This is a genomic window from Psychrobacter maritimus, from assembly GCF_904846345.1.
Taxonomy (GTDB): Bacteria; Pseudomonadota; Gammaproteobacteria; order Pseudomonadales; family Moraxellaceae; genus Psychrobacter; species Psychrobacter maritimus.
In genome coordinates, this window is the sequence record NZ_CAJHAJ010000006.1 from 148,715 (window position 1) to 175,614 (window position 26,900).

Sequence of the window (26,900 nt, forward strand, 5' to 3'; positions counted from 1 at the left end):
TGAAAATTTCATCAGTGCAATAATAAAACCAATAATAAAACAAAGAAGTTAGAGCGATTTTTGATTGACGCGTTGCGATACTTCTGCAGCGCTTTCGACCCGCTCTGAATAGCGATCGGTCAGATACGCCGAGCGCCCACGGGTAAGCCAGGTAAATTTGACCAACTCTTCGCAAACATCGACGACTCGCAAATATAATGGTGACATTTTCATGCGATCATTATCATCAAATTCTAAAAACGCTTTTGGGATAGAGGATTGATTGGGGATGGTAATCATGCGCATCCAGCGCCCAAGAATACGCAACTGATTGACGGTATTAAAACTTTGGCTGCCGCCACTGACTTGCATAATAGCCAGCGTTTTACCTTGGGTCGGACGTACGCCGCCTAGCGCCAACGGAATCCAGTCAATTTGCGCTTTCATAATACTGGTAATGCTGCCATGGCGTTCTGGACTGACCCATAGCATGCCTTCTGACCACTGTGCCAGCTCGCGTAACTCTTGTACCTTTGGGTGGTCGGCATCTGCGTCATCTGGCAGTGGCAAGCCTGATGGATTAAACATTCGCACCTCGCAGCCGTACCAACGCAATAGACGGCTTGCTTCTTCTGCCGCCAATCTGGAAAATGAGCGCGCACGTAAAGAGCCATATAACACCAATATTCTTGGTGCATGGCGTGGGTCATCTTTACCTACCAAAGACTCAATATCAATAGCGTGTATTTGACTGAAATCAATATTGGGCAAATCGTTTTTAAGTAAATCAGCAGCGGGTAAATCAGTAGCGCCAATATTGCTATCACTTTTATTATTAAGACCGTCTGCTACTGCTAGGGTTGCGGTGTCTTTAACCTTTGACATGTTTGACGATTTCCCCATCTTCTTTGGTAAAACTACTGACTGGATTTTCCAGTAATTCAAACACTCGCTCTGACGGTCGGCACAGCGCCGCGCCTTTATTGGTAACAACAATAGGACGATTGATTAAAATAGGGTGCGCTATCATGGCATCAATCAATTGCGCATCGGTCAATGTTGGATTGTCTAAGCCAATCTCGCTATAGACGTTTTCTTTACTGCGTATTAGCTCGCGCGGCGTGATGTGCATCAATGCCAATAGCTCAACTAAGTACTCACGAGACGGCGGTGTTTTTAGGTATTCCACCACGTCTGGCGTCTCACCTGAAGCCTGCATAATAGCCAGTGTATTACGAGAGGTGCCGCATTTTGGATTATGAAAAATCATTGGCGTCATAAGGTTTTCCTCTTAACGTTAAAGGGATTGGATTTGATATATATGAATATTACCAAACAGCCAGGTAATTAAAACAACGTTTGATTAAATAAACAAAGCAACATTTGATTCATTAAAAATTAAACTAAAGAGAAGCATCTTTACCTAATAAAAGCAAAACTATGGCAAAAAAATTACTCATTATAGCGCGAGTTGGATTGGTGGCTATCGGTGCCGTTATCATGGTTGATTGTGCCGTGTTAATGACGGTCGGCAAAATTAACTTTGGCACTGTCGTGCCGTTTTTATTGGGCAGCGTCTTTGTCACCCATGGGATATTTTGGCATGCCATCCGCAAATTTACTAGGCAAAACCCTTTCCGCAATCGTCTTTGGTATGCGCTATGGCTGCTGTTTTTTATTTGGCTTATAAGCTTCGGGTTATTTATTTTCTCGTTGCAGCAGCAGATTAAGCGCAGCGCACAGCCTGTGCCTGAGGTCGCGGCGATTATTGTATTAGGTTCAGGTACTATCGCAGGAAAGCCAACACCGACGCTTGCTCAGCGTTTAGATACGGCCGCCCCGCTGATTAAAGCACAGCCAGAGGCGCTAGCGCTGACCAGTGGCGGTATAGGTATGGGGCAGACGCGCAGTGAAGCCAGTATTATGGCGACTTATTTACATGAGACACATGGCATTGCCTTTGAGCACATTTTACAAGAGGGCAAAAGCACCAGTACCGCCGAAAACTTAATCTATAGCCAAGTAATTTTGGCGGCGCAAAGCGTCTCTATTACCGCGCCTATTGCCATTGTGACCAGTGACTTTCATACCATTCGCGCCGCTGCCATTGCCAAGCATCAAGGCTACCAGCAGCCTATTCTACTCGCCAGCCCAACGCCGTTATCCATTCGCTATAATGCGTGGTTTCGCGAGTATTTTGCCTTTGTCAGTGGTTGGCTATTTGGCGAATATTGATAGAATTTAATAAAGCGGTTCATAAATTAGTACGATAAATAAAACCGTTTTTAAATAAAAATAATAACCATAATTAACCAGAATAATAATGGACGGCAGCCCTATGCTCATCGACATCTTATTAACCATTCACTTTATCCTACTGGTACTGATATCCTTGCGCGTCCTATCACGTGATGATTTAACCGCGCCCGCACGCTTGGCTTGGATTGTTATCTTATTCGTCTTACCTTATTTTGGCGTATTGGTTTATTGGATGTTTGGTGAGGTGCATTTAGGGCGCAACTTCGCGCGTGAACGTGAAGACATTATCAATAAATTACGTCAACACCGTCCTGCAGTACTCGGTAGCGATGTGGCGTTAACACTGGCCGTCAAACCTGAATACCAAGCAGCCTTTGCTTATTCAGCAAAAGCCACCGGTTTTCAGACCACGGTGGGCAATCGCGCCGAGCTGATGGCTGATGCCGCTGAGACCCGCAGTCGTATGATTGCCGATTTTGATGCGGCAACCGACCATATCCATGTGCTGTATTATATTTGGCTGGTCGATGGTATGGGCACTGCTACCGCCCAAGCACTGATTCGCGCCGCAAAGCGCGGCGTTACCTGCCGAGCAATGGTCGATGGTATGGGCTCGCGCAAGATGGTCGGCTCAACGCTATGGCAAGAAATGAAGGACGCGGGTGTACAGCTTAGTGTTGCCCTACCGTTGACCAATATATTCAAAGTGCTGCTATTCAGCCGTATTGACTTGCGTAATCACCGTAAAATTACCGTGATTGATGGCAAGATTGGCTACGCTGGCAGCCGAAATTGTGCCGACCCTGAGTTTATGGTAAAACCCAAATACGCCCCTTGGGTCGATATTATGCTGCGCATCGAAGGTCCCATCGTTGCGCAAACTCAGATGCTATTTGCCAGTGATTGGCTGACTGAAAACCCTGATACGCCGCTCGATAGCTTTCCGTATGCGACGGATTTGCAGCCAAATCTGCCGACCAATGATTTTGCTGCGCAAGTTTTCTCTGATGGTCCGACCCAGCGCCATGGCACCACGCCGCAGTTTTTAGGCGCTTTGATTAGCCAAGCTCAGCACACGCTAATGATTTCTACGCCTTATTTCGTGCCTGATTATTCACTGGTGAGCATTCTATGTGCGACGGCCTATCGCGGAGTTGAGGTGACGATGGTTTTCCCGAAGAAAAACGACTCCTTTATCGTCGCTGCAACCAGTCATAGCTACTATTGGCAATTGCTAGAAGCAGGGGTGAAAATCTATGAGTATAAACCCGGATTGCTACATGCCAAAACTCTAACCGTCGATGGTCAAATCAGCTTGATTGGCTCGAGCAATTTGGATTTACGCAGCTTTGATTTGAATTATGAAAACAACATTCTCTTTAGTGATAAAGCGCTCACCGCGGCTATTATCGAGCGTCAATATCAGTATATCGCTGACTCTGATGAAGTGACGCGCGAAGAAGTGAAAAACTGGCCGCTGTCTTATCGGATTTGGAATAATATCGTTGCCACTATGGGACCGGTTTTATAAATGAGTCCTTGTTCATGAGTACTTATTAATGAGTATTTGTTAAAGAAAAAGTATTAACATGAAATAATTTGTCATTAAATGTACTTTATTAATTCTATTGAACCGCTGTTTTTTGCAAAATATAGATGACAAATTTAGCTTCAGTTTCAAAAGGCTTTGCTGTCACTTCTGCTAGTAGCGCCTGTCTCTTGTCGCTACGCGCACGATACGCATAAGGGGTCATGGTCATTAAGTCCGCCAATTCCTCTGCCGATAAATTTAAACTACTGCTGATATGATGGGTTTCTAGCAGCTGGAAATAAGGCGCTAATTCCTGCAAAAACTTCTCAGAATCATGCTCACGAACGTCATCAAATAACGCCTCCCGCATCGTCGCCAAATGCCCCATATCGGGCTTGGCAATGATTAGATAGCCCTCATCGCTTAATACCTCATTAAACGCCTCTGGTAAGATGGGGCTAAAAATACTGCTAATGCCATTGATGCTATGCGCGCGTAGCGGTAAATGCGCCGCGCTAGTGACCAGTGGATAGATGGCTGCCGCTTTAATTACCTCTGTGGCAGAATCGTCTTTAACTGGCTGATACCAAAGACGACCTAAAGCCTTACTGGTTTTTGCAAGCTCCACAACGGCAGGTTTACTGATATCCGCCGCAATCAGTACATCCATGCCCGTTTGCGCCATTGCCTGCGTGTAATAGCCTTCTCCACAGCCAATATCCAGCCAGTTGATAGGCTTATCTTTTTGGTTAATACTGGCTTTTTTTGCCGTCAGTAGCGACGCCATCTTTTGGCAAATTAAGTCATTTAATGGCTGATAATGTCCGACATTTAAAAACCGTTTGCGCGCATCAATTGATTGCTGACTATCGCCCGGTGCTTTAGATTTTTTTTGTTGTACCGGTAATAGATTGACATAACCCTGACGCGCCACATCAAACGGATGAGCCGTTTGCTTTGGATGCAAGCTGCCATCACAGCGCCACGTATCGTCAGCTGGTTGCAGAGGTGATTGGCAAAGGGGACAAATAAATAAGCTCACAAGTATCTCAACGTCATCACAATATGGCTGTCATTTTAACAAAGTTCAGGCTTCGTAAGGGATAAAAGGCATAACAAAAGAAAAGTTAGCATAGGACATAAAAAAGCCATCTTAGATTTTAAGATGGCTTTTTATTCATATTTTGTTGACGACTTATTTTATTGATGACTTAACGCAGTTTTAAGGTCATCAGCCCAAGAATCACAAGGATAATGGCAATAATCCAAAACCTTGCCACCACTTGCGTCTCTTTCCAGCCAATCTCTTCAAAGTGATGATGCAATGGTGCCATGCGAAAGACGCGCTTTTTACGCAGTTTATACGAGCCAACCTGTAGCATGACCGACAATGCTTCAGCGACAAACAGACCGCCCATAATGGCAAAGGCAATCTCTTGACGGGTCATAACCGCAATCGTACCGAGCATCGCGCCCAATGCTAACGCCCCAACATCACCCATAAATACTTGCGCTGGATGGGCATTAAACCATAAGAAACCAAGCCCCGCGCCAATCATCGAACCACAGACAATAATCACTTCCGAGTTATAGGCAATATAAGGTACATGCAAGTAATCCGCAAAGCGCACGTCACCCGAAACATAAGCCATGGCGCCTAAACCTGCTGCGACCAAAACTACGGGCAAAATAGCCAAACCATCCAAGCCATCGGTTAAGTTGACAGAGTTAGAAGCACCATTAATCACAAAGTAGGTAAAGATAATAAAGCCAATACCAAACGGCACGGCTGAGAAGGGAATTATCCAATCTTTAAAAATCGGTAGCAGCAAATCCTGCATCTCACGCGTGGTCGCCATATCCGGCTGCAAGGTAGCAATATAATATAAAGATATACCGACGAATAACGCGCCCATCGAGAGCCAAAAGTATTTTTTGCGGGCGATTAAACCTTTGGGGTCTTTATACTTAATTTTAAGCCAATCATCTGCCCAACCAACCGCGCCAAAGATAATCATCACAATAAGCAAAATCCACACATAGGGATTGTTTAATCGCGCCCACAGCAAGGTTGAGACCCCAATCGCGCTCAAAATCAGTACCCCACCCATGGTCGGCGTACCGGTTTTGGCCAAATGCGACTGCGGACCATCATTACGAATCGCCTGACCATACTTCAGCGCACGCAGACGTCGAATGACGCGTCCCCCAAAAATCATGCTAAAGGCAAGCGCGGTAATGACCGCTAGTAACGCGCGCAGCGTCAACGAAGAAACCGCAGAAAACGGCGTATAATACTGACCAAGCCAGCCAAACAACCAAACTAACACCGCCTACTCCTCGACTAGCGCATTGATAAGGGTTTCCATTTCCATGGAACGTGAGCCTTTAAACAGCACCGTACAAGGCTGCGCTTGCTGTGCTTGTAAATAAGGCTGTAAATAGGCCAATAAACTGTCTTTATCAGCAAAGGCATGGGCGTTGATAGCAGAAATCTCTTGCGCGCCTGCCACCGTATAAGGGGCGTATTCACCAACACACAGCAGCACATTGATGCCGGTGGTCGCAATGGTACGACCCAAACTTTGATGCTCGCTGACCGCCGCTTCTCCAAGCTCGGCAATATCACCGAGTACCATCACTTGCGTACCTGTCTGCGCCGCAAGCACCTTAGCTGCCGCTCGCACCGAATGCGGATTGGCATTATAAGTATCATCGATCAAACGATGCATACCGAGTAGTTGGCTGTTTAAGCGCCCCTTAGCAGGACGGGCATTTTCAAGTCCGACGACGATATCACTGATATCGATATTTAACGCATGGGCACAAGCAGCAGCGGCCAAGGCATTATTGACATTATGCTCGCCCGCTAACGGCAGATTGATATCATGGACTTGGCTGCCAATATGCAGCTTAAACTCGCTGCGTTCAGGCTCAACATCTAAATGGCTGGCACTGACATCGGTATTGCCAAAGCCAATCACGTGAGAGGTATGCTTTTCAGCGATACGGCGCAGCTTATTGGTAAAGTCATCTTTATCAGGGACGATAGCGTACTGCGTGTCATTCAAAGTATGGTAAATCTCAGCCTTGGTTTGGCAAATGCCTTCACGGCTGCCAAATTCCCCTAAATGCGCGGTACCAATATTGAGAACACAAGCGACATCCGGCTTTACAATCTCAGTAGTATAAGCAATCTCACCAATATGGTTAGCGCCTAGCTCCAAAATCGCATAGCGATGATGATCGGATAATTCGAGCAACATCATCGGCACACCCAAGTCATTATTTAGGTTGCCACGGGTAATCAGCGTCGGCGCCAAGCGTCCAAAGATACTACCGAGCATCTCTTTGCAAGTAGTCTTGCCGCTAGAACCAGTAATGGCAATCACAGTCAAATTTTTATGCTGCTGACGACGATAAGCTGCCAATTGTCCTAACGCCAAACGCGTGTCATCAACAACTAATTGTGCAATATCAGCAGAAATGGGACGTGAAACGATAGCTGCAACCGCACCTTGTTCGATGGCGGTAGCGATATAATCGTGACCATCAAAATTATCACCGCTGAGCGCCAAAAAGATATCGCCGGGTTTTATGGTACGGGTATCGGTAGCGATACGAGTGCTGCTAATGGGTTTGCTTGCGCCCGTGCTGTTATTGCTTGATGTCGTTTGACCATCAGCAAATTGCCAATGGCCACCCAGTGTTGCGGTTGCCGCAAGCAGATTGTCTACTTGCCAAACATACAGCCCTTGCGACTGAATGCTGTTATCGTTGTCGGCTGTCATAATGATTACCTTATATATGATGACTACTTATCTTTGATATTTGAGAATGTATGTTTTTTAAAAAGTATAAAAAATGAGGCGCAAGCGCTATTATTTATCTATAAAGGCTATACCCGCCCTGCTTGCTTTAAAGCATTTTGCAAAATAACACTGTCGTCAAAATCATAACGAACATGGTTAATTTCTTGATAGGTTTCATGACCCTTGCCCGCGATAACGACAATATCATCAGGCGATGCTTGATTGACCGCATATTCGATGGCGGTTTGGCGCGCCGGTTCGATATGGGCACGTTGATATTGCTCGTTTGTCATGCCTGCTTGCATATCTTGCAAGATTACATTTGGGTCTTCGGTACGTGGATTATCCGCCGTCAATACAACGTTATCGGCGCCCGCCAATCCCGCTTGCGCCATCAATGGGCGCTTGCCCGCATCACGGTCGCCGCCACAACCAAACACTGCCCATAGCTGACCTTTACAATGGGTTTTTAGGCTGGCAAGTACTTGGCTTAACGCATCAGGCGTATGCGCATAATCAACAATAAAACAACCATCATTGGATGGCACACGCTGCATACGTCCAACCGCACCTTGTAGCTGCGGGATAACGGCCGCAATGCGCTCCAAACTAATTCCTAGGGCTACAGCTGCGGCAATAGCAGCCAGCAAATTGGCAACGTTAAAACGACCCAATAATGGGCTGACGATATTAATACCATTGGTTTCTTTGTTTTTAAAATCAGCATTATCAAAGTCACTGTTACCAAAATCAGTACGCAGCGCAATCTCAACACCGTGCAAACTTGGCTTGATTTCAGCGGCAACAAAGTTCGCAGATTTTGCTGGGTCTAAACTATAGGTCCAAACCGTTAATTGGCTGGCATGCGCGGTATCGAGCATAATCTGTGCATGCTCGTCATCGATATTGATGATGGCGTGGGTTAACTCTGGGAAATGTGCTTTATCAAACAGCTTAGCTTTTGCCGCAGCATACTCTGCCATATCGGCATGATAATCTAGATGATCGCGGCTCAAATTGGTATAAATCGCCACCGATACAGGCATCCCTTGTAAACGCTGCTGATCTAAACCGTGCGAGCTTGCTTCTAATGCCAATAGCTCAGCATTCTCTGTACCCATTTGATATAAGAACTTCTGTACCGCTAAGGCATCACCGGTGGTATGGCTGGCTTGCACCAGAGCGCCTAATCTACCGTTACCTGCTGTTCCCATCACGGCGCTACTCATGTCAGTTAGCTGCGTCAATTGCGCCACCAATTGGCTGATAGTGGTTTTGCCATTGGTGCCCGTTACTGCGACGACCGTCGGCAAGGTTACAGACCGCTGATATTGCAAACGCGCCTGAATCAAGTCACCTAAAAAATCACGGATATTGGGCACATATAATACGGGGCAAGGCAGGCGGTCCAATTGCTGCTGTGCGATAGATTCAGCATTATCATCAGTTAAAGCAAGATTGGTATGTGGCGGTACATTAGCTTTGGTAAGCAAAGCGCGCGGGTCAATTTCTGCTAGGATAAACGCCGCATTTTGCGCGGCTTGATAAAGGTAGTCACGACTTTTTTGACAGTTTGGCGTATGACTTTTTAATAACACAAAGACATCGTTGGCTACCAACTGACGGCTGTCTAAGCAGAACTGCTCAAATGGGATATTGGCAAGCGATGTTTTTAGATTGGGCAACTGACTGTTAGATGCGATTATCATCGCTGTCAATGCTTGCGCTAGGCTTTGTTTGTCTTTATGGTTCTGCCTATGACTGTCGCTACCGCTGGCTTCAATCAGCTGTTGCAAGGTGACTGTGGTGCTGCTTGGCGACGAGATAGACGGAGTCATTGGCAAATCCTAAACGGTTAAAACGCATCAAATGGTTAATAGCGGAATATTTAAAAAGATTACTTTTTTATCTACTGTTCTTCGGTTTTTAACGGCTTATCTAACGGCACATTATACAAACGCAGCGCCTCTTTCATGACGTTATGGAAGACAGGAGCGACGGTTAAGCCGGCATAAATCTGACCACGCGGGTCTTCGATAAGTATGACACCGACCAGTTTAGGATTAGACGCTGGCGCCATACCCGCAAAGACGTTACGATATTGGTCCGTATAGTAGCCACCTTTTGGATTGATACGGCGCGACGTTCCTGTTTTACCAGCAACGCGATAACCATCGATAGCAGCACCCTTAGCCGTACCACCCGGTTCGGTCACACTTTCCATCATTTGTACGATAGACATGGCTTGCTCATGTGCCATGATACGCTTACTGGGCGGCCGCTCGCCATCTTTGGTCAGCGTTAATGGATGCATAACCCCGCCTGCTGCCAGCGCCGAATAGGCCTGTGCTACCTGCGCCAATGTCACTTGCAGACCGTAACCATAACTGACCGTCGCCCGCCTTGAGGTTTCTTTCTCTTTTGGCGTCACGACAAGTCCACTGCCCTCACCGGGGAATTGCAGCGGTGTTTTTGAGCCAAAGCCAAATTGCTTTTGCATATTGGTAATGGCATCAGGCGGCAGTGATAACGCAATCTTGGTCGAGGCCACGTTACTAGACTTCTGTAGCAACGTACCCAGAGTAATACGACCTAGATTATTATGATCGCGAATCGTATAACCACGCACACGGATAGAACCAGGATTGGTATCAATCAATGACGTCGTCGTATACTTGCCTGAATCTAAAGCGGCGGCTACAGTAAACGGTTTCATCACCGAACCGGGCTCAAAGACATCAAGCAGCGCCCGGTTACGTTGGTTTTCACCGGTCATCTCATTAAGATTGTTGGAGTTAAATGACGGCCATGTCGATAGAGCAAGTACTTCACCGGTTTGCACATCGACGATCATACCCGTTGACCAGCGCGCTTTTTGCAAGCGGCCGGCTTTTTCCAGCTCTTTATAAAGCAAATACTGCAAGCGCGAATCAATCGTTAACGCCACGTCTTTACCGGGTATCTCTGGTTCAATCTGCTTAATTTCTTTCAGGCTATTTTGCTTGGCATCTTTGAGTACCAATACTTTACCATCATCGCCCGCCAGCTCAGTTTCGTACTGACGTTCGATACCAGCGCGGCCTTCATAACCGCCTTCAGGATCATCGGCGTTTTGGCCCATAAAGCCTAACAGCTGCGAGTTCGGTTGCGGCTGCGGATAATAGCGCTGGAAGAAGTTTTTCTCATAGACGCCCGGAAAATCAAGCGAGCTAACACTTTGAGCAATCTCAGGGGTGACTTTATTGAGTAGCGGTAGATAATGCGAGCCTGCGCCCGATGGTAGCGCCGCTTTAACGGCTTCCTCATCGGTTACATCGATACTGTCATCGATAGCCGTGACTTTTTTAAGCTCAGTGACTGAGATATTGGCCGCCGCCGCAAGGGTGGTCAAATCCATATTATCCAAGCGCTTTTGCATACGCGCGACCAGCTTTGGACTATCGGGATTGGTCAAAATAATGCGTTTAAGCTCGTAATATTCGCGCGCATAATCATGCGGGCTAAAAGAAACCGTCGCTAGAGGCGCACTGACTGCTAATGGCAAATCATTACGGTCGGTAATCATACCGCGATAGGATTTTTGCGTGCGCACGCTGGTGATAAGCTCGTTACCTTTATCTTGGTAAAATTGAGCATTGGCCACTTGTAAATAATAAGCACGGCCGATAAGCGCTACCAAAATTAGCAGTGCTAGTGCCCAAATCATACGAAAACGGTTTTTATCTTGCTCGACACCGCCACGCGAAGAGGCGCCAGACGCTTTACCCAAAAACGCTCTTTTACTTTTTAGGTTTTTAACACTGGTATAAGCGCCCTGCTCTTCGTTCTTTTTGAGGCGACCAAATAGCTTGGCTTTACGGCCATCACTGGTTTTATTATCAGGCTTGCTACTCGTTTGCCCAGATTTGGCGGCACTGGCACGGCGTAACGGCTTGGTGACTTTGCCGCTGGCTGGTTTTTTGTTGTTATTCTTAGCGGCAGCTTTATCACTATTGGCATTGGATTTTTTATCACTCATCGTCCAGCCTCCGCTGCATCAGCATCGTTTGTAGGAGTCTCAGGAGATAAATCCGTAGAAGCCCGTGGCTCGATGACTTCAGTCTCAGCTTTATTTTCATCTGCGCCATCAGACTCGACGATTGGCGTTGTTGCTGCTTGTGCAACTGCCGCGCCCGGTTGGATAATCAGCTTATCTTTAAGGGTTGGCGAAAACATACCCAGTTCAGCAACGGCACGACTGGCAATTTGCGGGGTCGCACTAAAGGTTTGCTGCTCGATGAGCAAACGCTGATGTTCTACTTGCAGTTTGCGCTCTTGTTTTTTCATGTCTTGCAAGGTTTTATAATCCTGATGATATTGCTGCACGCCTTCGGCAGTTTTGATACCGCTCCAGATAATTGCTGCCGCCAATAGCAATAATATGGCCACGTAAATACTGACCATATTAAATCGGCGCACGAATAATTCGCCAACATCGGTATTAGGAGGCATTGCGGCGCGACGGTTTACAGGTTTGTCAGATATTGCCATGACGATCTCAAAAAAGTGAACTTCAAAATATAAAAAGCGCTAACCATTTGCGAGTGATCACACCCTCATGAGCCATCAGCACCATCAATAAAAATAAATAAGATTAGAAATAAAACAAAACCAAGCAAAAAAGTAACTGCTGAGCCTAGCAGAGAATGTTTACAGCTTTTTAACAGCCGCGTAATCATTAAAACATTCAGTCATATTCTAACCACATAATTTAGTAGGAATATCTATGGCTGAACGTCTGCTACATAATCAGTATCGGTACGGGTTGCCAGTCGTAACCATGCACTACGCGAGCGCGGGTTTTGGCTGATTTCTGCTTTACTAGGGCCGACGCGTTTTGGCTTACTAAAATAACGCGGACGCTTCGGCGGCATCGGTAAGTTTTCATCTTCTGGATACTGCCCTTTACTATGACGCTGCAAAAACTGCTTAATACGGCGATCTTCTAAGGAGTGAAAACTAATCACCGCCAGCTGTCCGCCCGACTTTAAAATCGGAATGCTTTGCTCTAAAAAGTCGTCAACATCGCCAAGCTCATTATTAATGAAGATACGCATCGCTTGAAAACTTTGCGTCGCTGGATGCTTACCGCGTTGCCAGTTTGGGTGCGCGACTTTTATCACTTCTGCCAGCTCAAGCGTGGATTCATAACTGTCCATTTGCTTGATCGCACGGGCAATACGGCGGCTATGGCGCTCTTCGCCAAACTCATACAGTACATTGGCCAAGGTTTCATCATCGACTTTTTCTAGCCATTCGGCAACCGACTGCCCGCGGCTGGTATCCATACGCATATCGACTGCACCATCACGCATAAAACTAAAACCGCGACTGCCATCATCAATTTGTGGCGATGAGATACCCAAATCCGCCATTAATCCATCAACTTGCGTGATACCCATTGCCGCTAGGCTATCAGTCAAGGTCGCAAAGCTGTCATGCACCACTTTTACGCGACTGTCGCTATTTGCCAATTCATGAGCAACGCTAATGGCCGTTGGGTCTTTATCAAAAACAATCAAGGTTGCGTCGTCGGCCAGCTGACTCAATAGCAAGCGACTATGGCCACCACGCCCAAAGGTTGCATCGACGTAGATGCCACTCATTTGTAAGCTATTCTGTCCTGCGTCGTCTGTTTGCTTGGGCAGTGATTTGACACCCAATACCGCGGCGACCGTTTCTTGCAATAGCACCGCATCATGAACGAAACTTAATTCATCAGAAGTGGTTTGCTCTGTTATAGCAGCTACAGACTCTTGAGCGGATGAATTAGCAGAGTCACTCTCTACAACAAAGTCATTTTCCACCGCAGACAAGTCACGCGCTGACTTAGCGTTATCAGTGGCTGACGAAGCGGTTGTTTTAAGATCTTGCTTACTTTTTGGCTTATTATTCGATATGGACACAAACGACTCAGTAGATGACGACCATTTTGGTCAGTAATAGTAAAAAATCAGATGAAAATAAACAAGTTATGACTTGTCTAACATTATTATCGCAAGGATACACTGGTAGTCAAGCGCTAGACGGGCTTTTCGTTAAAAATATCCCATCTCTCTGTTATACTAGCGCTATATTTTACGCTATTTTTCTACCTTGACGGCTATTGTTTGTGCCGTATTTTTTGTTCAAACTTGTCATGCACATTTATTATTAATACTTTTAACCGCCATTTTTCACTGCCATATTCATTAACTACCCTATTCTGAGAATTTTATGATGCAATCATCGACTTCAACTAACAGCACGCGCCCTGTCCGTACTCGTATCGCGCCTTCACCGACTGGCTTTCCACATGTTGGCACCGCTTATATCGCGCTATTTAATTTAGCCTTTGCTAAAGCCCACGGCGGCGAATTTATTTTACGTATTGAAGACACCGACCAAACGCGCTCAACCGAACAATCTGAAAAAATGATTTTAGATGCGCTACGTTGGGTTGGTCTTGACTGGGCGGAAGGTCCAGATATCGGCGGTCCGCATGCGCCTTATCGTCAGAGCGAGCGTAGCGATATTTATAAAAAACACGCCGAGCAGCTGATAGAAAACGACCATGCGTTTCGCTGCTTTTGTACAAGTGAAGAGCTTGATGCCATGCGTGCTGCGCAAATGGCCAATGGCGAAACGCCGCGTTACGACGGTCGCTGTGCCCATTTAGCCCCAGAGAAAACTGCGCAATTGGTTGCTGAGGGCAAACCAAACGTCATTCGTATGCGTGTGCCTACCGAAGGCGTCTGTCAGGTACAAGACATGCTACGTGGGACGGTTGAGATTCCTTGGACGCAAGTCGATATGCAAGTGCTGCTAAAAACCGACGGCATGCCAACGTATCATCTAGCCAACGTCGTCGATGACCATTTAATGGACATCAGCCATGTGTTGCGCGGCGAAGAATGGCTCAACTCTGCACCTAAGCATCAGCTGCTTTATGAGTATTTTGGATGGGAGATGCCGGTTCTTTGCCATATGCCACTGCTACGTAACCCTGATAAATCAAAGCTGTCTAAGCGTAAAAACCCAACTTCTATCACCTACTACCGTGATGCCGGTGTACTACCTGAAGCGCTGCTCAACTACCTCGGTCGTATGGGCTACTCTATGCCTGACGAAGCGGAGAAATTTACCTTAAAGGAAATGATTGCCAGCTTTGATATTCAGCGTGTGTCACTTGGCGGTCCTATTTTCGACATCGAAAAGCTCAATTGGCTTAACGCCGAATGGCTACGTGCGCTAACGCCAGAAGAACTCAAAAACAAAATCCTCGACTGGGCAAGCAACAGTGACAAGCTAACCGCTATCGCAGCGGCGATTCAGCCTCGCATCGAGTTACTGTCTGATGCGGTCAATTGGGGCGGTTTCTATTTCCAAAACTTACCTGCTATCAATGCTGAGAGCTTTACCCATAAATCACTGACGCCCGAGCAAATTACAGAGATGCTGCAACTGGCGCTTTGGCAGCTAGAAACCTTGCCAACGTGGTCAGAAGAAAACATCTACGCCACCCTAAAAGGTCTTGCCGCCCATCTTGATATTAAGATGCGTGACTTTATGGCGCCGTTCTTTATCGCTATCGCTGGTAGCACCTCATCGACGCCTGTCATGAATTCTATGGCAATCATCGGCGCTGATATGACCCTGACGCGCTTGCGCCATGCGGTTGATGTACTGGGTGGCCTTGGTAAAAAGAAACTGAAGAAACTTGAGAAACAAGCAGCAGAATTGCCAGACTTCTTAGCTGATAAATAGTTTGGCAGCTGAATAGTTTTTGCAATTTTTAATTAAAAATAGGATTAATAAATAATAAAAAGGGGTCAGGCTAATACTGACCCTTTTTTACGTTAATCTCAGCATTTAAAATTCAACACCTTCATTGGATATAAATATGGCCGCCAAAACCGTCACCATCGAAAGCAAAGATTATGTCTTTAATACCCTCAAAGAAGCGCAGAATTACTATGATGCGATCGTAAAAGAGCTTTATAACGCAAAACTTACCCTGACAACCGGTCAAGACTTTGAAGATTTAAAATGGATATATAGCACTTACTGTCATTACACCAAGCAGAATTTAGATAAATTAAACAATTCTGACATTATTGGTTTTAAAGGTATAAGTACTGTCCGAGAAAAAGGTGGTCAATATATCCCAACGGAATGCTGTGCCATCATTTTTTCTGACAGCAGCTCTAATTGTACGGAAGAAGAATTCTTTACCGATAAAGCCCTAAAAGAGATTGCCATCAAGCAAAATCCGCGCTAATTTAAGCTTATTAAGCAGCTAAAATGGCTTTAAACGCTTTTTTTTGCATATTTATGCATTATTTTTCAAATAGCAGTTGACAAGACTGCCGGTCTTACATAAAATACGCACACTCTTAGCGAGGGGCTATAGCTCAGTTGGTAGAGCACTTGCATGGCATGCAAGGGGTCAACGGTTCGACTCCGTTTAGCTCCACCATACTATTTATCGCAACGCTCAGTATGACTGAAACTTGATATAAATACTCGCTAGTAGGACGATATCAGCACCTAGGCACAGCTTGCTCTGTTATTAATAGATAAGCTCTCTGATATTGTGAAGTACCGTTGTAACCACTGGTTATAACACTCTATGCGTCCCCATCGTCTAGAGGCCTAGGACACCGCCCTTTCACGGCGGTAACGGGGGTTCGAATCCCCCTGGGGACGCCACTATTCGGCGTCACTTATTAGCACTTTTGCTTAGCACCTTTTAAGCATCAGGTTAGACTAATAAGCGAACAATAAAAAAGCCCAGTCATCATATGGTGACTGGGCTTTTTTATGTCTGTGGTTTTTAAAAATGGCTATCAAGGCTGTATAAGTCCTTGGGAATATTGATAGAATGCAAGGTAATGGCGCTCTATAAACTATAGATATTTGAAGCTATCACAAGGATGTATTGGCTATGTTTGGTATTGAGAATTATCTAGGGTTTGTCATGGCCGCCATTTTGCTAAACCTAACCCCTGGTAGCGATAGCATGTATATCATCACCCGTAGCATTTCACAGGGTAGCCAAGCAGGGTTTTATTCTGTGTTAGGTATCATCTCAGGCATTTTAGTCCATACATTGTTAGCAGCGCTGGGCTTGTCCATCATTTTGGCCAATTCTCCACTGGCATTTATGATCGTCAAATATATCGGTGCTAGCTACTTATGTTATTTGGGCGTAAAAATGCTTATGAGCAAGCAGCAGCCTTTGATAGCCGAGAGGTTACAAGAAAACGAAAAATCTTCGTCCGCTAAGACTCTAGATCATTGGCAAATATATAAACAAGGTGTACTCACCAATACCTTTAATCCAAAAGTCGCATTATTCTTTTTGGCATTCTTCCCTCAATTTATCGATGCCAGTTATGCTTATAGCATGGTGTCGTTTATCATTTTAGGATTGACCTTTGCTGTTACTGGCTTTATATGGTGCTCCTGCTTAGCATTACTAGCGTCGAAGTTTAGTGAAAACCTGAGAAAGAACCCCTCTATCGAAGTGATTTTAAATAAAATAAGCGGTGTGGTGTTTATTGGTTTGGGGATTAAACTGTTGACTGAGAAGGGTTAAATAAACGTTTTTAAATTATTTATGTGGGTTAAGGCATGCTAGTCATCCATATTAGCTAAGGTATAAATCTATGAGCGCTGCTAATCAAGATATTGAAGACTTGAACTTCATTATAACTGAAGCAATAAGACTTAATAAATTATCTAGACTAGATCCTGAGTTATATAAAAGTGATTTTTACAATGATATTGATTGTATAGTTTCTTCTTTAAAACCACCCCAAGACATAGGTGAAATTGATCACACGTTAATCCAATTCAATTTTTCATCAGCTGCTCAGAGAGTATTAGAGAATATAGCCAAAAGGCAATATAGACTTACTGAAGGTGTAACAGTACTTGATTTAGAAACTGAGATTAGAAACTCCATATATATACATTTAAAGAATAATGGTAGTTTTGATTCACCCGGCTGTATGAAATTACTCGCAAGGGCACAGAAAAGAGCGAAGAGAAGTAGGAAGCAGATTACTTACTTCTTTCCGTTTAATGCAGTTGGTTTGAGCCCTGAAAAAGAAATAAATATTGGGAACTTAAAAATAATTCATAAAGATAGCATTTACGCTAAAGTCAAAGAGGATGACCATTATCGTTTCTTTATAAAGAGTAATGAAGATATCTTCAATTGTCTATTACATATACCTATACCAGAGAGCTCTAGCAATCTTAGTAAGCACAGAGCAGAGAATGTCGCGAATTTCATATATGGTGTTATTAGAGTTTTCACCACATCCTATCACTATAAAGCCGATCAAATAATATTGTTGAATCATCCTTTTCATAAAGATACTACTCATTATATAGCTAGTAGCAATGATGATTACTGGATTGAAGGCTCCTATTTGTTCAATGAGGATTTAAAGGGATTTTGGGATTTATTCGAAGAAGACTTAAAGTCTGATATAGGAACTGTTATAAGCAAGCTTGCTAATCATGCAAGCTCTATCAATAGCAAAGAGTGCTTAGCAGACCGCTTAATTGACGCATTCTACTGGTTTGGAGAGGCAGCAAAAGATAATAATGAAAACTCTCAAATTATTAAACTTGTCACTGCGATGGAAAGATTAGTCACTTTATCTGATAAAGATATAACAAATAATTTCTGTAATCGTATAGCTTGTACCATTGCTGTTTATCATGGTGATCTAGATAGATGGAAGAGTGATTTGAGCAAAATATATGACCTCAGATCAAACTTGGTCCACGGTTCTCGAAGTCTATATAAATCATATAGCTTACCACTAGATTTTAATCCGTTTCAATTAGCTTACCGCACTATACTTTCTACTTGTATATTGTTTGATAAAGCAGGTTTAGAGCTTTCAGTTAACGAGAGTAAATTAAGGTATATATATGCTGAACTAATTGAGATTGGTAAAGACCATAAATATAAGCAGAAGAAAAATCCATAAAAAAGCCCAATCATCACGATTGGGCTTTTTGTCATATTAAATCTAATCAATTATTAAGCAGCATTTTTACTCTCAGCTGCCAATTGACGTAGCACATAGTGCAATACACCGCCGTGACGCACGTATTCGCGCTCTTTTGGCGTCTGTAGCATAACATTGACATCAAAGCTCTCAGTTGAGCCATCGGCACGTGTGGCCGTAACCTTGGCGGTTTTGCTTTCGCCATTATTCAGGCCTGTGATGCTAAGCACTTCAGAACCGTCTAAATTATAGGTCGCGGCATTTTCACCGTCTTTAAAGGTTAATGGCAACACACCCATACCGACTAGGTTTGAGCGGTGAATACGCTCAAATGAGCTGGTCAATACCGCTTTTACGCCGAGCAAAATCGTACCCTTCGCGGCCCAGTCACGACTAGAGCCAGAACCATATTCTGCCCCGCCAAGTACCACGAGCGGACGCTTTTCTTCTTTATACTTCATCGCCGCATCATAGATGGCCATTTCTTGACCGTCTTGTAGCGTCGCGCTATCGCCGTTGAAGTAATAAGTGTAGCCGCCCTCTTTACCGCCCATCATGGTGTTTTTGATGCGGATATTGGCAAACGTACCGCGCGTCATGACTGCATCGTTACCACGGCGTGAGCCATAGCTGTTGAAGTCGGCTTCCATTACACCGCGCTCTTGCAGGTACTTACCCGCAGGAGAATTGGCATCGATATTACCGGCTGGTGAGATATGGTCAGTGGTGATTGAATCACCGAATAGACCCAAGATACGCGCGCCTTCGATATCGAGGATACCTTCTGGCTCCATGGTCATTCCATCAAAGAACGGTGGATTCTTAATGTAAGTAGACTCTTCACTCCATGGGTACAGCTGGCTATCAGCTGAGCTAATGGCGTTCCATGCGGCACTACCGTCAAACACTTCGCCATAGTTTTTACGGAACATATCGGCGTCGATATTATTGGCAATCAGCTCATTAATTTCTTCTGACGTTGGCCAGATATCTTTTAGGAAGACATCATTACCGTCGTTATCCTGACCTAGTGGATGGGTGGTTAAGTCAATATCGACAGTACCTGCCAGCGCATACGCAACAACGAGCGGTGGTGACGCCAAATAACTGGCTTTGACGTGTGAGTGAATACGACCTTCAAAGTTACGGTTACCTGAGAGTACAGCTGCGGCAACCAAATCGCCTTCTTCGATAGCCTCTTCAATCGCACCTAATAGCGGACCTGAGTTACCGATACAAGTGGTACAACCATAACCAACTAGGTAGAAGCCAATTTTCTCCAGCTCATCCATTAGCTGAGACTTTTCAAGGTAATCAGTCACCACTTTTGAGCCGGGAGCCAGTGAAGTCTTAACCCATGGCTTAGCCGTTAGACCTTTTGCAGCGGCTTTTTTCGCAACCAGACCTGCACCTATCATCACTGCTGGGTTTGAGGTATTGGTACAAGAAGTAATCGCCGCGATAACGACAGAGCCATCACGCAATCTATACTCTTCGTCTTCGATTTTGACCGTGCAATAAGTACTGCCTTCCGCGCAGAAAGGATTGGGTTTTGCCGCGAGCGTTTTTGCTTGATCTTGCTTGCCGCCTTCTTCGTCAAAGCGTACCTTGGCTTCAACTTCTTTTTTACGGTCTTTGGTCATCGCCGTTAAGGTTTCACCAAATTTTTCATGCATATCAGATAGGTTAATACGCTGCTGTGGCAAGTTCGGACCGGCAAGTGCTGGCTGTACGGATGATAAATCTAGCTCTAACTTACTTGAGTAAGTCGCTGCTGGCGTATCGGCATCGTGCCATAAGCCTTGCGCTTTGGCATATTTTTCAACCAGCTCAATCTGGCTCTCTTCACGACCTGACAGACGTAGATAATCAATCGCCATTTGGTCAATCGGGAAAATACCACAAGTCGCGCCATACTCTGGTGCCATGTTGGCAATGGTTGCACGATCAGCAAGTGGCATACTGTGTAGACCTTCGCCGTAAAATTCGACGAACTTACCAACCACGCCATGCGCACGTAGCATTTCAACCACACGTAATACCAAATCCGTCGCAGTAACGCCTTCGGTTAATTTACCCGTCAGCTCAAAGCCAACGACTTGTGGAATCAGCATCGATGATGGTTGACCAAGCATTGCCGCTTCCGCTTCAATACCGCCGACGCCCCAACCAAGGACGCCAATACCATTAATCATCGTGGTGTGACTGTCCGTACCAAACACGGTATCAGGATACGCAGTCAGCTCACCGTCGACATCAGCAGCCATGACCACACGGGCTAGATATTCAAGGTTAACCTGATGCACAATACCGGTTGCTGGTGGCACGACGACAAAGTTTTTAAAGGCATTTTTGCCCCAATGTAAAAACTCATAACGTTCATTGTTACGTTTAAACTCAATTTTCTCGTTTAAATCCAGTGCATCTTCGCGGCCATAGGCATCGACTTGTACAGAGTGGTCAACGACCAATTCACTTGGGATAAACGGGTTAATTTGCTCAGCGTTACCGCCAAGCTCAACGACTGCATCACGCATCGCTGCCAAATCGACCACCGATGGTACACCGGTAAAATCTTGCAGGACAACACGCGCTGGCATAAAGGCAATTTCTTTTGACGCTTCTGCACCTGCGTCCCAATTGGCAACCGCTTCGATGTGATTTTTACCGACAGACTGGCCATCATCTTCATTACGTAATAGGTTTTCTAAGACGATTTTCATACAAAATGGCAGCTTACTGATGTTCTCGTAAGTGTTGGTCAGCTTTGGCAGGCTGTAATAAGCGTGCTCCTTGCCATCGACCGAAATGGTGTCTTTTACATTAAAAATATCACTCATGGTAGCTTCCTTATCGTTGTTATAGATCCTGAACATAAATGACTCTTGAACTAATATGACTATCAATCAATAAGCATTTATGCTGATAACTGGTGGCTAAATAGATGGTGGTTTAGTTGTTCTTAAATTAAATGGCTTTGTTAAATTGAATGGCTATATTTAATTACTAACAAGCGCTAAATGTTTCACAATAGCTAAGTGCCATAGCCAAATGTGCTTTTACTCTAACAAACCCTGTGTTAATAACGGTTTTATTAATACAGCGACGTTAACAAAAGTTATAAGCATCTGTTTAGCGTTTAACAGTAACGCCCTTTTACCATAACAAATAACCCGCCCTTTGTTAACGTCTAGATGGTGTTGAATCGTGGCACAATCGTAAACGCGACAGTGCGTCCATGCTTTAGCGGTTAAGGTTTAACAGTTAACTGGCAAGGTATGAACTTATCTTTTATTTTTGACGGCGACGACCGCTACGAAAGACTTGGCTGTCCTCATAAAAGCTCGAATTGGCATTTTCTGCCCAATAGTGCGGCACACCCAAAATGGGTAATGGAGACAGTTTGCGCGGTGTCACATCCGGCTGTGATAATAACGCCTCCATATAATCAGCTACTCTTTTATCCAAGTGACTAATGCGCTCAGATAGCGATAAGGCAAAAAAATCTTGCGTGACATTTATCACGATACTATGGGCGCATAATGCCTTGCGCGGCTGAAGTAGCTTCTCTAACAGTGCATGACCAAAGATATAAACTGCCGCCTGAGAGTCGCTATTTAGCGCTTGTGGCTTATCCCACTTGTCACGCGGTGCAACCAAACTTGCCTGCCAATCAAAATCAATCAACGCCTCACCAATACTAGGCTCTGCTGTCACTAAAATCGCGCCATTTTCATCAAATACGGTAATGGTATCGCGAACACGCCCGCGACTGGCACCAATACCTTGCTGCTCAATCTCAAGCATATGATAATAATTCAGTAATGCTTTGGTCTTGGGAAAGGTTAGCCAAATACTACCGTTAAATAAATCATGCAAGTTATCGCGGGTTGGAATATTACCAGTCGTGCCGATAAAACTCTCGTACGCCTCACCTTCCGGCAACGCATTTTGCGAGACAAATTGTAAGGTTTGGGCTTGATTGTTTAGTGCAGGTTTGGTTTGCGGTAATGACTGAAGTAGGTCATCAGCCTGTTGCTGCAACGCTGTATTTAAAACTTTAGCAATAATATCAGGTGTATTTTCAATTCTATCTGTCTGAGCAGAGTCATCTCTTAAAGAGCTAAGCTTTGTGATGGCTTTACTAATATAGCCTAACTGATTTAAGTGACACAGCCATGGCGCTTGCCAGTCAATAGCAGCAAAGCTGTCATCAAGCTGACTATCGCATGCAGACGGGTCATTAATAGAAGCGTCAGAAGAAGCAGTTGGATAAGGCTTAGCAGGTAAATCAGTAGCGGTCATGTTCACTATCTCTATTAGACGACTGGCGTGGCTATGGTATCATGGAGCGCTTTTTTACGGCTAGACAAGCCGCTCGAAATAACGTTTTCGCGCGCTACTTATTGATGAGTTTTTATGGCAAATTTTAACACCCACTTAAATGTTGCATTCATGGTCAGCGGTACGATGAGTCTAACGGTTTATAAAGCCGGATTGATTGATGATGCAGGGTTCTTGATGTGCGTGGCGCTCGGAACCATCGGGGGACTGTTACCTGATTTGGATTCCGATAACTCGACGCCGATTAAACTTGGTTTTAATATTACCTCGTTTATTTTTGCCTTCGGTCTGGTGATGCATTGGCGCAGTGAGCTGAGTTTACTGGCGCTGATAGCGTTATGGCTAGCAGGTTATGGATTTATGCGTTATGTGGTGTTTTCGATTTTTACTAATATGACCGTGCATCGCGGTGTCATTCATTCGGTTCCCTATATGGCGATAATGGGGCTTGGAATGACCTATGTCAGCTACGATATTTTAAACTTACCGTTGACGGTTAGCTGGTTTTACGGCTTGTTTTTATTTGGCGGCGCCATGGTACATTTGGCATTGGATGAGCTATATAGTGTGAATTTGTCCAATATGAAAATGAAGCGCTCATCGGGTACAGCGATGAAGTTTTATCAGCATAAAGACAAATGGTGGTATCTGCTACTGTACGTCATGCTTGCGCTCTTGGTATATTTTGCGCCGCCGTTTGATGAGTTTTGGCAGCAGCTACGGGACCCCGCACCTTGGGCGAAGCTTAAACTCGGCCTATGGCCAGAATTGATAAAAAACTGGCTCAATTGAAATTTATAAAACCATTAAAAAAATGAATAATAACTCGAGTAAATAATGCCAATTTCCCTACCAATCTGCCCTTGCCAAATCAATCCATCATCGGATGACATTAGCGCGCCGCTACTTTATCAAGACTGCTGTCAGCCTTATCATGACGGGCTTTTAAATAACGAAGCTGATAAAATTGACGGTGCAAAGCCAGACTCTGCTGAACGATTGATGCGGTCGCGTTATAGTGCCTTTGTCTTGATTAAACCAGAATACATCGTCAAGACTACGCTACCCGCACAGCAAGCATTACTTGATATCAAGGCTATTGAGTCTTGGGCAAAAGAGACGGACTGGGCAGGATTAGAGATCATTACGCATACGCCAAAACTGGGTAAACGCCATGCCCAAGTTGAGTTTAAAGCTTACTTCAAGACGCCTGAAGGATTACAGGCGCATCATGAATTATCTGCTTTTGTAAAAACAAAAAACAAAGCTGATAATGATGCGCGTTGGTACTTCCTCGACCCAACAGTAGAATTGACTGTCACCCAAAAACAGCCATGTATTTGTGGCTCAGGTGAGAAATTTAAGCGTTGTTGTGGCGCTTATATCTAACTGACATTTAACCAATATTAATTATTGTTCGACCCTAAACACTCGCTCCAACCGCGCGTGCTACCGCAATTCCTTCCTCAACGGTCAAAAACTTACGCTGGCTTGGGCTGTCTTTATAAATGACATCACCATCTTGAAATATCAGGCATTCATTGACTGCCAACTGCTGCCACTTTTCATTTTCAGTCAATGGCACAGTAACTAGAATCGTAACTTTATCGGTGTCTGTGGTCACATCGCTAAAGTTAATGGCTAAATCGTCATCTGCTAATTTTGCTTCACCAAATGGCGCTTGACGCGTGAGATAAAACAGTAAGCTGCCAGCATAAGCCAATTGCCATTGACCATTTGATATCAGGCAATTAAACAAACCGTTGGCAGAAAGGTAGCGACATTGGGTGGTCAAAAAGTTAAACAGCGTTTGATCATCTGGGCGAGTTTTAAAGCTGCTTTTCAGACGATTAACGAGATAACAAAACGCCATTTCAGAATCGGTATTACCGACTGGCTGGCAATGTGAGGCATTGCCATTGTCTTGCAGGCGCTGACAGCGTTTAATAAATTCGCTATTCATCTGCCCGTTATGAGCAAATACCCACTGCTCGCCCCACACTTCACGGACAAAAGGATGGGTATTCGCCAAGCAATTCTGCCCTTGGGTCGCCTTACGGATATGGGCAATCACGTTCATCGCTTTAATCGGATAATTATTAACCAAATCAGCAACAGGCGATAAATGGCTTGGTCGATTGTCATGAAACAGACGCAGACCAGTCGAGGCATTGGCTGTTTTATCATTATTGGCGCATTCACTGCGCTCGAAAAACGCAATGCCAAAGCCATCTTCATGACTGTCAGTCATGCCGCCGCGACGACGAAAGCCTGCAAAGCTAAAGCCAATATCGGTTGGGGTATTACAGTTCATTCCTAAGAGTTGACACATTTATACTTCACCGCCGTTATTGTCGTCTTTTGCAGGATTTAAAGTAGGGTTTAGAGTAGCTTCTGATGCTTCATCAAACATCTCATAAGGCGTGGCCCCATCGGTGTCAATATTCGCCAAGATACGCTGCGCATGCGCCAAATCAGTATCCTGTATCCACAGCACAATCCCAGAATTCATACCGGGCATGGCGCTCAGCGGTTGCAGAGACACCGTAATACCGTTATTACGCAGCAGATTGGCATGCAGCTCGCCTTGCATATTGGTATCGTAGCGTGCCAGTTTGTGCCAGTTATCAACTTGATCGGTCATGGGATCCGCCTTTATGGTTTTGATACAGGAATGGTCGAACAATAACAATCTATGCTAATTGGTCGAGCGTATATTCTTTGATTGCAAAATCACTGCTATTACTTAATTTATCACGTGCTTGCTCAGCTTGGGTGATATTGCTAAAAATACCGATTATCTGAGTGTTTTTTTGCGCCCCTGATTGATTATCTAACAATACAAAGACCGTATTTTGCGCTTTTTCAACATGCGACCAATGATAAGCAGCTAAGCGTTTCATCAGGTCAGGGTTTTTGACCATAATATTATCGCCAGTACGCCCTTCGGTACGGTTATAGTGGATAACGTTCAAACGCAATAGCCAAAAAATCACCGCCGCTTTGGCGAGCATCACTGGTAAAGCACGTTTTTCATCTTCGCCAAGCTGACGTTTGGACTCATAGCCTTGCAAAAATGCCGCCATTTTACTGCGATCAAAATTGACGGTTTCGCCCTGCTCGGCATCGCCCCAGGTGGTACAAAAATCATTAATGGTAATGGCAATATCCATCACATAATGCTCAACGCTGACTTCGGTAAAGTCTAGCAATCCCGTTAAGCGCTCTGCGCCTTTTTGGCTATTATTTAACGATAAGTCCCATAAGGTATTATCAGCGAACATGTCTAAATGACATAAGCCTTTTGGCAAAGTCGCAAGCGGCAAATCTGAGTAAGCGCGCCAAATATCGCTCATGAGCTTGGCTTCGTCACCGGGCATAAACTGCATTTCACGGTCGCGCACATCCGCCCATGGATATAAAGGTACGCCATATTCTTCCGCAGGCTGTAATGCTTGTAAGGTCTCATGCAGCATGGCTAAAGCGGCACCAATCTCATGGCACATCGCTTGTGTGGTTTGCTGTGGATGCGCGCCTGCCAAACAAGGCACTAGCGTAATCGCTTTATTGTCATAATGAATGACATAGCATTTTTCTGCGCTATCAGCGCCTAAATCAAGCAATGCTAACGGCGCGGCGACCGGTAATTTACCATCCAATTGATTGAGGATAACCGCCATTTTTTCGATGTCTTCTGGTGGACGCTCTTCAAATAAGGTAAATACATAAGAGTGCGCGCCATCTACATCGTCAGTCGTCTGAATAAACCAGTTAGAGTTTTTGATACCTTGGGTAATCGGAATGGCACGCGCGAAAGACACGCCAAAACGCTGGCAAAAAGCGGCAAACTGATCATCGGTTAACTGGGTATAGACGGACATGACATCTCACTTATGGCAATGGAATAAGAAGGTAAATGGCTAC

The 26,900-nt window shown here is 44.9% G+C and carries 22 protein-coding genes and 2 tRNA genes; 10 read left to right on the forward strand and 14 right to left on the reverse strand.

What is annotated here, in order from left to right:
• Positions 1-48: 48 nt before the first annotated feature.
• Positions 49-864, reverse strand: a complete 816-nt coding sequence (arsH, locus tag JMX50_RS09740) for an arsenical resistance protein ArsH (RefSeq protein ID WP_227671008.1) — start codon at positions 862-864, stop codon at positions 49-51.
• Positions 851-1,258: an arsenate reductase (glutaredoxin) gene (gene arsC / locus JMX50_RS09745; protein ID WP_201629380.1), complete on the reverse strand. Its 408-nt coding sequence runs from the start codon at positions 1,256-1,258 to the stop codon at positions 851-853. Before arsC ends, arsH begins: the two co-directional genes overlap by 14 nt.
• A 161-nt stretch (positions 1,259-1,419) precedes the next feature.
• Here arsC and JMX50_RS09750 point away from each other — a divergent pair, with 161 nt between their 5' ends.
• Both JMX50_RS09750 and cls read left to right on the forward strand, forming a co-directional pair.
• Positions 1,420-2,214, forward strand: coding sequence for a YdcF family protein (locus JMX50_RS09750; RefSeq protein WP_201629381.1), 795 nt, complete (start codon positions 1,420-1,422; stop codon positions 2,212-2,214).
• Positions 2,215-2,317: 103 nt separating this feature from the next.
• On the forward strand, positions 2,318-3,769 hold the full coding sequence (gene cls, locus JMX50_RS09755) for a cardiolipin synthase (protein WP_201629382.1): 1,452 nt from the start codon (positions 2,318-2,320) through the stop codon (positions 3,767-3,769).
• Between the two features lie 94 nt (positions 3,770-3,863).
• Here cls and JMX50_RS09760 read toward each other — a convergent pair whose 3' ends face one another.
• The 7 genes from JMX50_RS09760 to rsmH all read right to left on the reverse strand — a co-directional run bounded on the left by JMX50_RS09760 (position 3,864) and on the right by rsmH (position 13,361).
• Entirely contained in the window at positions 3,864-4,811 is a 948-nt protein-coding gene (locus JMX50_RS09760) for a putative RNA methyltransferase (protein WP_320157654.1), read from the reverse strand.
• Positions 4,812-4,980: 169 nt separating this feature from the next.
• Positions 4,981-6,099, reverse strand: coding sequence for a phospho-N-acetylmuramoyl-pentapeptide-transferase (gene mraY / locus JMX50_RS09765; RefSeq protein ID WP_183621046.1), 1,119 nt, complete (start codon positions 6,097-6,099; stop codon positions 4,981-4,983).
• A gap of 3 nt (positions 6,100-6,102) precedes the next feature.
• Positions 6,103-7,560, reverse strand: coding sequence for a UDP-N-acetylmuramoyl-tripeptide--D-alanyl-D-alanine ligase (locus JMX50_RS09770; protein ID WP_201629383.1), 1,458 nt, complete (start codon positions 7,558-7,560; stop codon positions 6,103-6,105).
• 107 nt (positions 7,561-7,667) lie between these two features.
• Positions 7,668-9,419 (reverse strand): UDP-N-acetylmuramoyl-L-alanyl-D-glutamate--2,6-diaminopimelate ligase, encoded by a 1,752-nt coding sequence (locus JMX50_RS09775; RefSeq protein ID WP_201629384.1) that lies wholly within the window; start codon positions 9,417-9,419, stop codon positions 7,668-7,670.
• A 71-nt stretch (positions 9,420-9,490) separates the two neighbouring features.
• Positions 9,491-11,599 (reverse strand): peptidoglycan D,D-transpeptidase FtsI family protein, encoded by a 2,109-nt coding sequence (locus tag JMX50_RS09780; protein ID WP_201629385.1) that lies wholly within the window; start codon positions 11,597-11,599, stop codon positions 9,491-9,493.
• Positions 11,596-12,111, reverse strand: coding sequence for a cell division protein FtsL (locus JMX50_RS09785; RefSeq protein ID WP_227671009.1), 516 nt, complete (start codon positions 12,109-12,111; stop codon positions 11,596-11,598). The genes JMX50_RS09780 and JMX50_RS09785 overlap by 4 nt, the downstream gene beginning before the upstream one ends.
• A 233-nt stretch (positions 12,112-12,344) precedes the next feature.
• Positions 12,345-13,361 (reverse strand): 16S rRNA (cytosine(1402)-N(4))-methyltransferase RsmH, encoded by a 1,017-nt coding sequence (rsmH, locus tag JMX50_RS09790; RefSeq protein WP_201619651.1) that lies wholly within the window; start codon positions 13,359-13,361, stop codon positions 12,345-12,347.
• Between the two features lie 475 nt (positions 13,362-13,836).
• Between rsmH and gltX the strand changes: the two genes are divergently transcribed.
• From gltX to JMX50_RS09820, 6 genes are all read left to right on the forward strand, one after another.
• The gene (gene gltX, locus JMX50_RS09795) at positions 13,837-15,366 is read left to right on the forward strand and encodes a glutamate--tRNA ligase (protein ID WP_201629386.1); all 1,530 of its coding nucleotides are present in this window, start codon (positions 13,837-13,839) and stop codon (positions 15,364-15,366) included.
• A 136-nt stretch (positions 15,367-15,502) separates the two neighbouring features.
• Complete coding sequence (locus JMX50_RS09800) at positions 15,503-15,880, forward strand: hypothetical protein (protein WP_201629387.1); 378 nt, start codon at positions 15,503-15,505, stop codon at positions 15,878-15,880.
• 122 nt (positions 15,881-16,002) lie between these two features.
• Positions 16,003-16,078 (forward strand) — tRNA-Ala (locus JMX50_RS09805).
• 157 nt (positions 16,079-16,235) lie between these two features.
• Positions 16,236-16,311 (forward strand) — tRNA-Glu (locus tag JMX50_RS09810).
• Between the two features lie 235 nt (positions 16,312-16,546).
• A complete protein-coding gene (locus JMX50_RS09815; RefSeq protein ID WP_201629388.1) occupies positions 16,547-17,200 on the forward strand; it encodes a LysE family translocator in 654 nt (217 codons plus the stop codon).
• A gap of 70 nt (positions 17,201-17,270) precedes the next feature.
• A complete protein-coding gene (locus tag JMX50_RS09820) occupies positions 17,271-18,611 on the forward strand; it encodes a HEPN domain-containing protein (protein ID WP_201629389.1) in 1,341 nt (446 codons plus the stop codon).
• A gap of 53 nt (positions 18,612-18,664) precedes the next feature.
• Here the strand turns inward: JMX50_RS09820 and acnA are convergent, their stop codons facing one another.
• A complete protein-coding gene (acnA, locus tag JMX50_RS09825; RefSeq protein ID WP_201629390.1) occupies positions 18,665-21,472 on the reverse strand; it encodes an aconitate hydratase AcnA in 2,808 nt (935 codons plus the stop codon).
• A 451-nt stretch (positions 21,473-21,923) separates the two neighbouring features.
• A complete protein-coding gene (locus JMX50_RS09830) occupies positions 21,924-22,937 on the reverse strand; it encodes a DUF3025 domain-containing protein (RefSeq protein WP_201629391.1) in 1,014 nt (337 codons plus the stop codon).
• 114 nt (positions 22,938-23,051) lie between these two features.
• On the opposite strand from JMX50_RS09830, the gene JMX50_RS09835 reads away from it, so the two are divergent.
• Together JMX50_RS09835 and JMX50_RS09840 are read left to right on the forward strand one after the other, a co-directional pair.
• The gene (locus JMX50_RS09835; RefSeq protein WP_201629392.1) at positions 23,052-23,768 is read left to right on the forward strand and encodes a metal-dependent hydrolase; all 717 of its coding nucleotides are present in this window, start codon (positions 23,052-23,054) and stop codon (positions 23,766-23,768) included.
• A gap of 45 nt (positions 23,769-23,813) precedes the next feature.
• Entirely contained in the window at positions 23,814-24,365 is a 552-nt protein-coding gene (locus JMX50_RS09840; protein WP_201629393.1) for a YchJ family protein, read from the forward strand.
• A gap of 34 nt (positions 24,366-24,399) precedes the next feature.
• On the opposite strand, the gene JMX50_RS09845 is transcribed toward JMX50_RS09840, so the two are convergent.
• From JMX50_RS09845 to JMX50_RS09855, 3 genes are read right to left on the reverse strand one after another with little or no spacing between them, the layout of a single operon-like run.
• The gene (locus tag JMX50_RS09845) at positions 24,400-25,308 is read right to left on the reverse strand and encodes a class II glutamine amidotransferase (RefSeq protein ID WP_201629394.1); all 909 of its coding nucleotides are present in this window, start codon (positions 25,306-25,308) and stop codon (positions 24,400-24,402) included.
• Positions 25,309-25,620, reverse strand: a complete 312-nt coding sequence (locus JMX50_RS09850; protein WP_227671010.1) for a hypothetical protein — start codon at positions 25,618-25,620, stop codon at positions 25,309-25,311. It abuts the gene before it with no gap.
• 49 nt (positions 25,621-25,669) lie between these two features.
• Complete coding sequence (locus JMX50_RS09855; RefSeq protein WP_201629395.1) at positions 25,670-26,857, reverse strand: homoserine kinase; 1,188 nt, start codon at positions 26,855-26,857, stop codon at positions 25,670-25,672.
• Between the last annotated feature and the right edge of the window lie 43 nt (positions 26,858-26,900).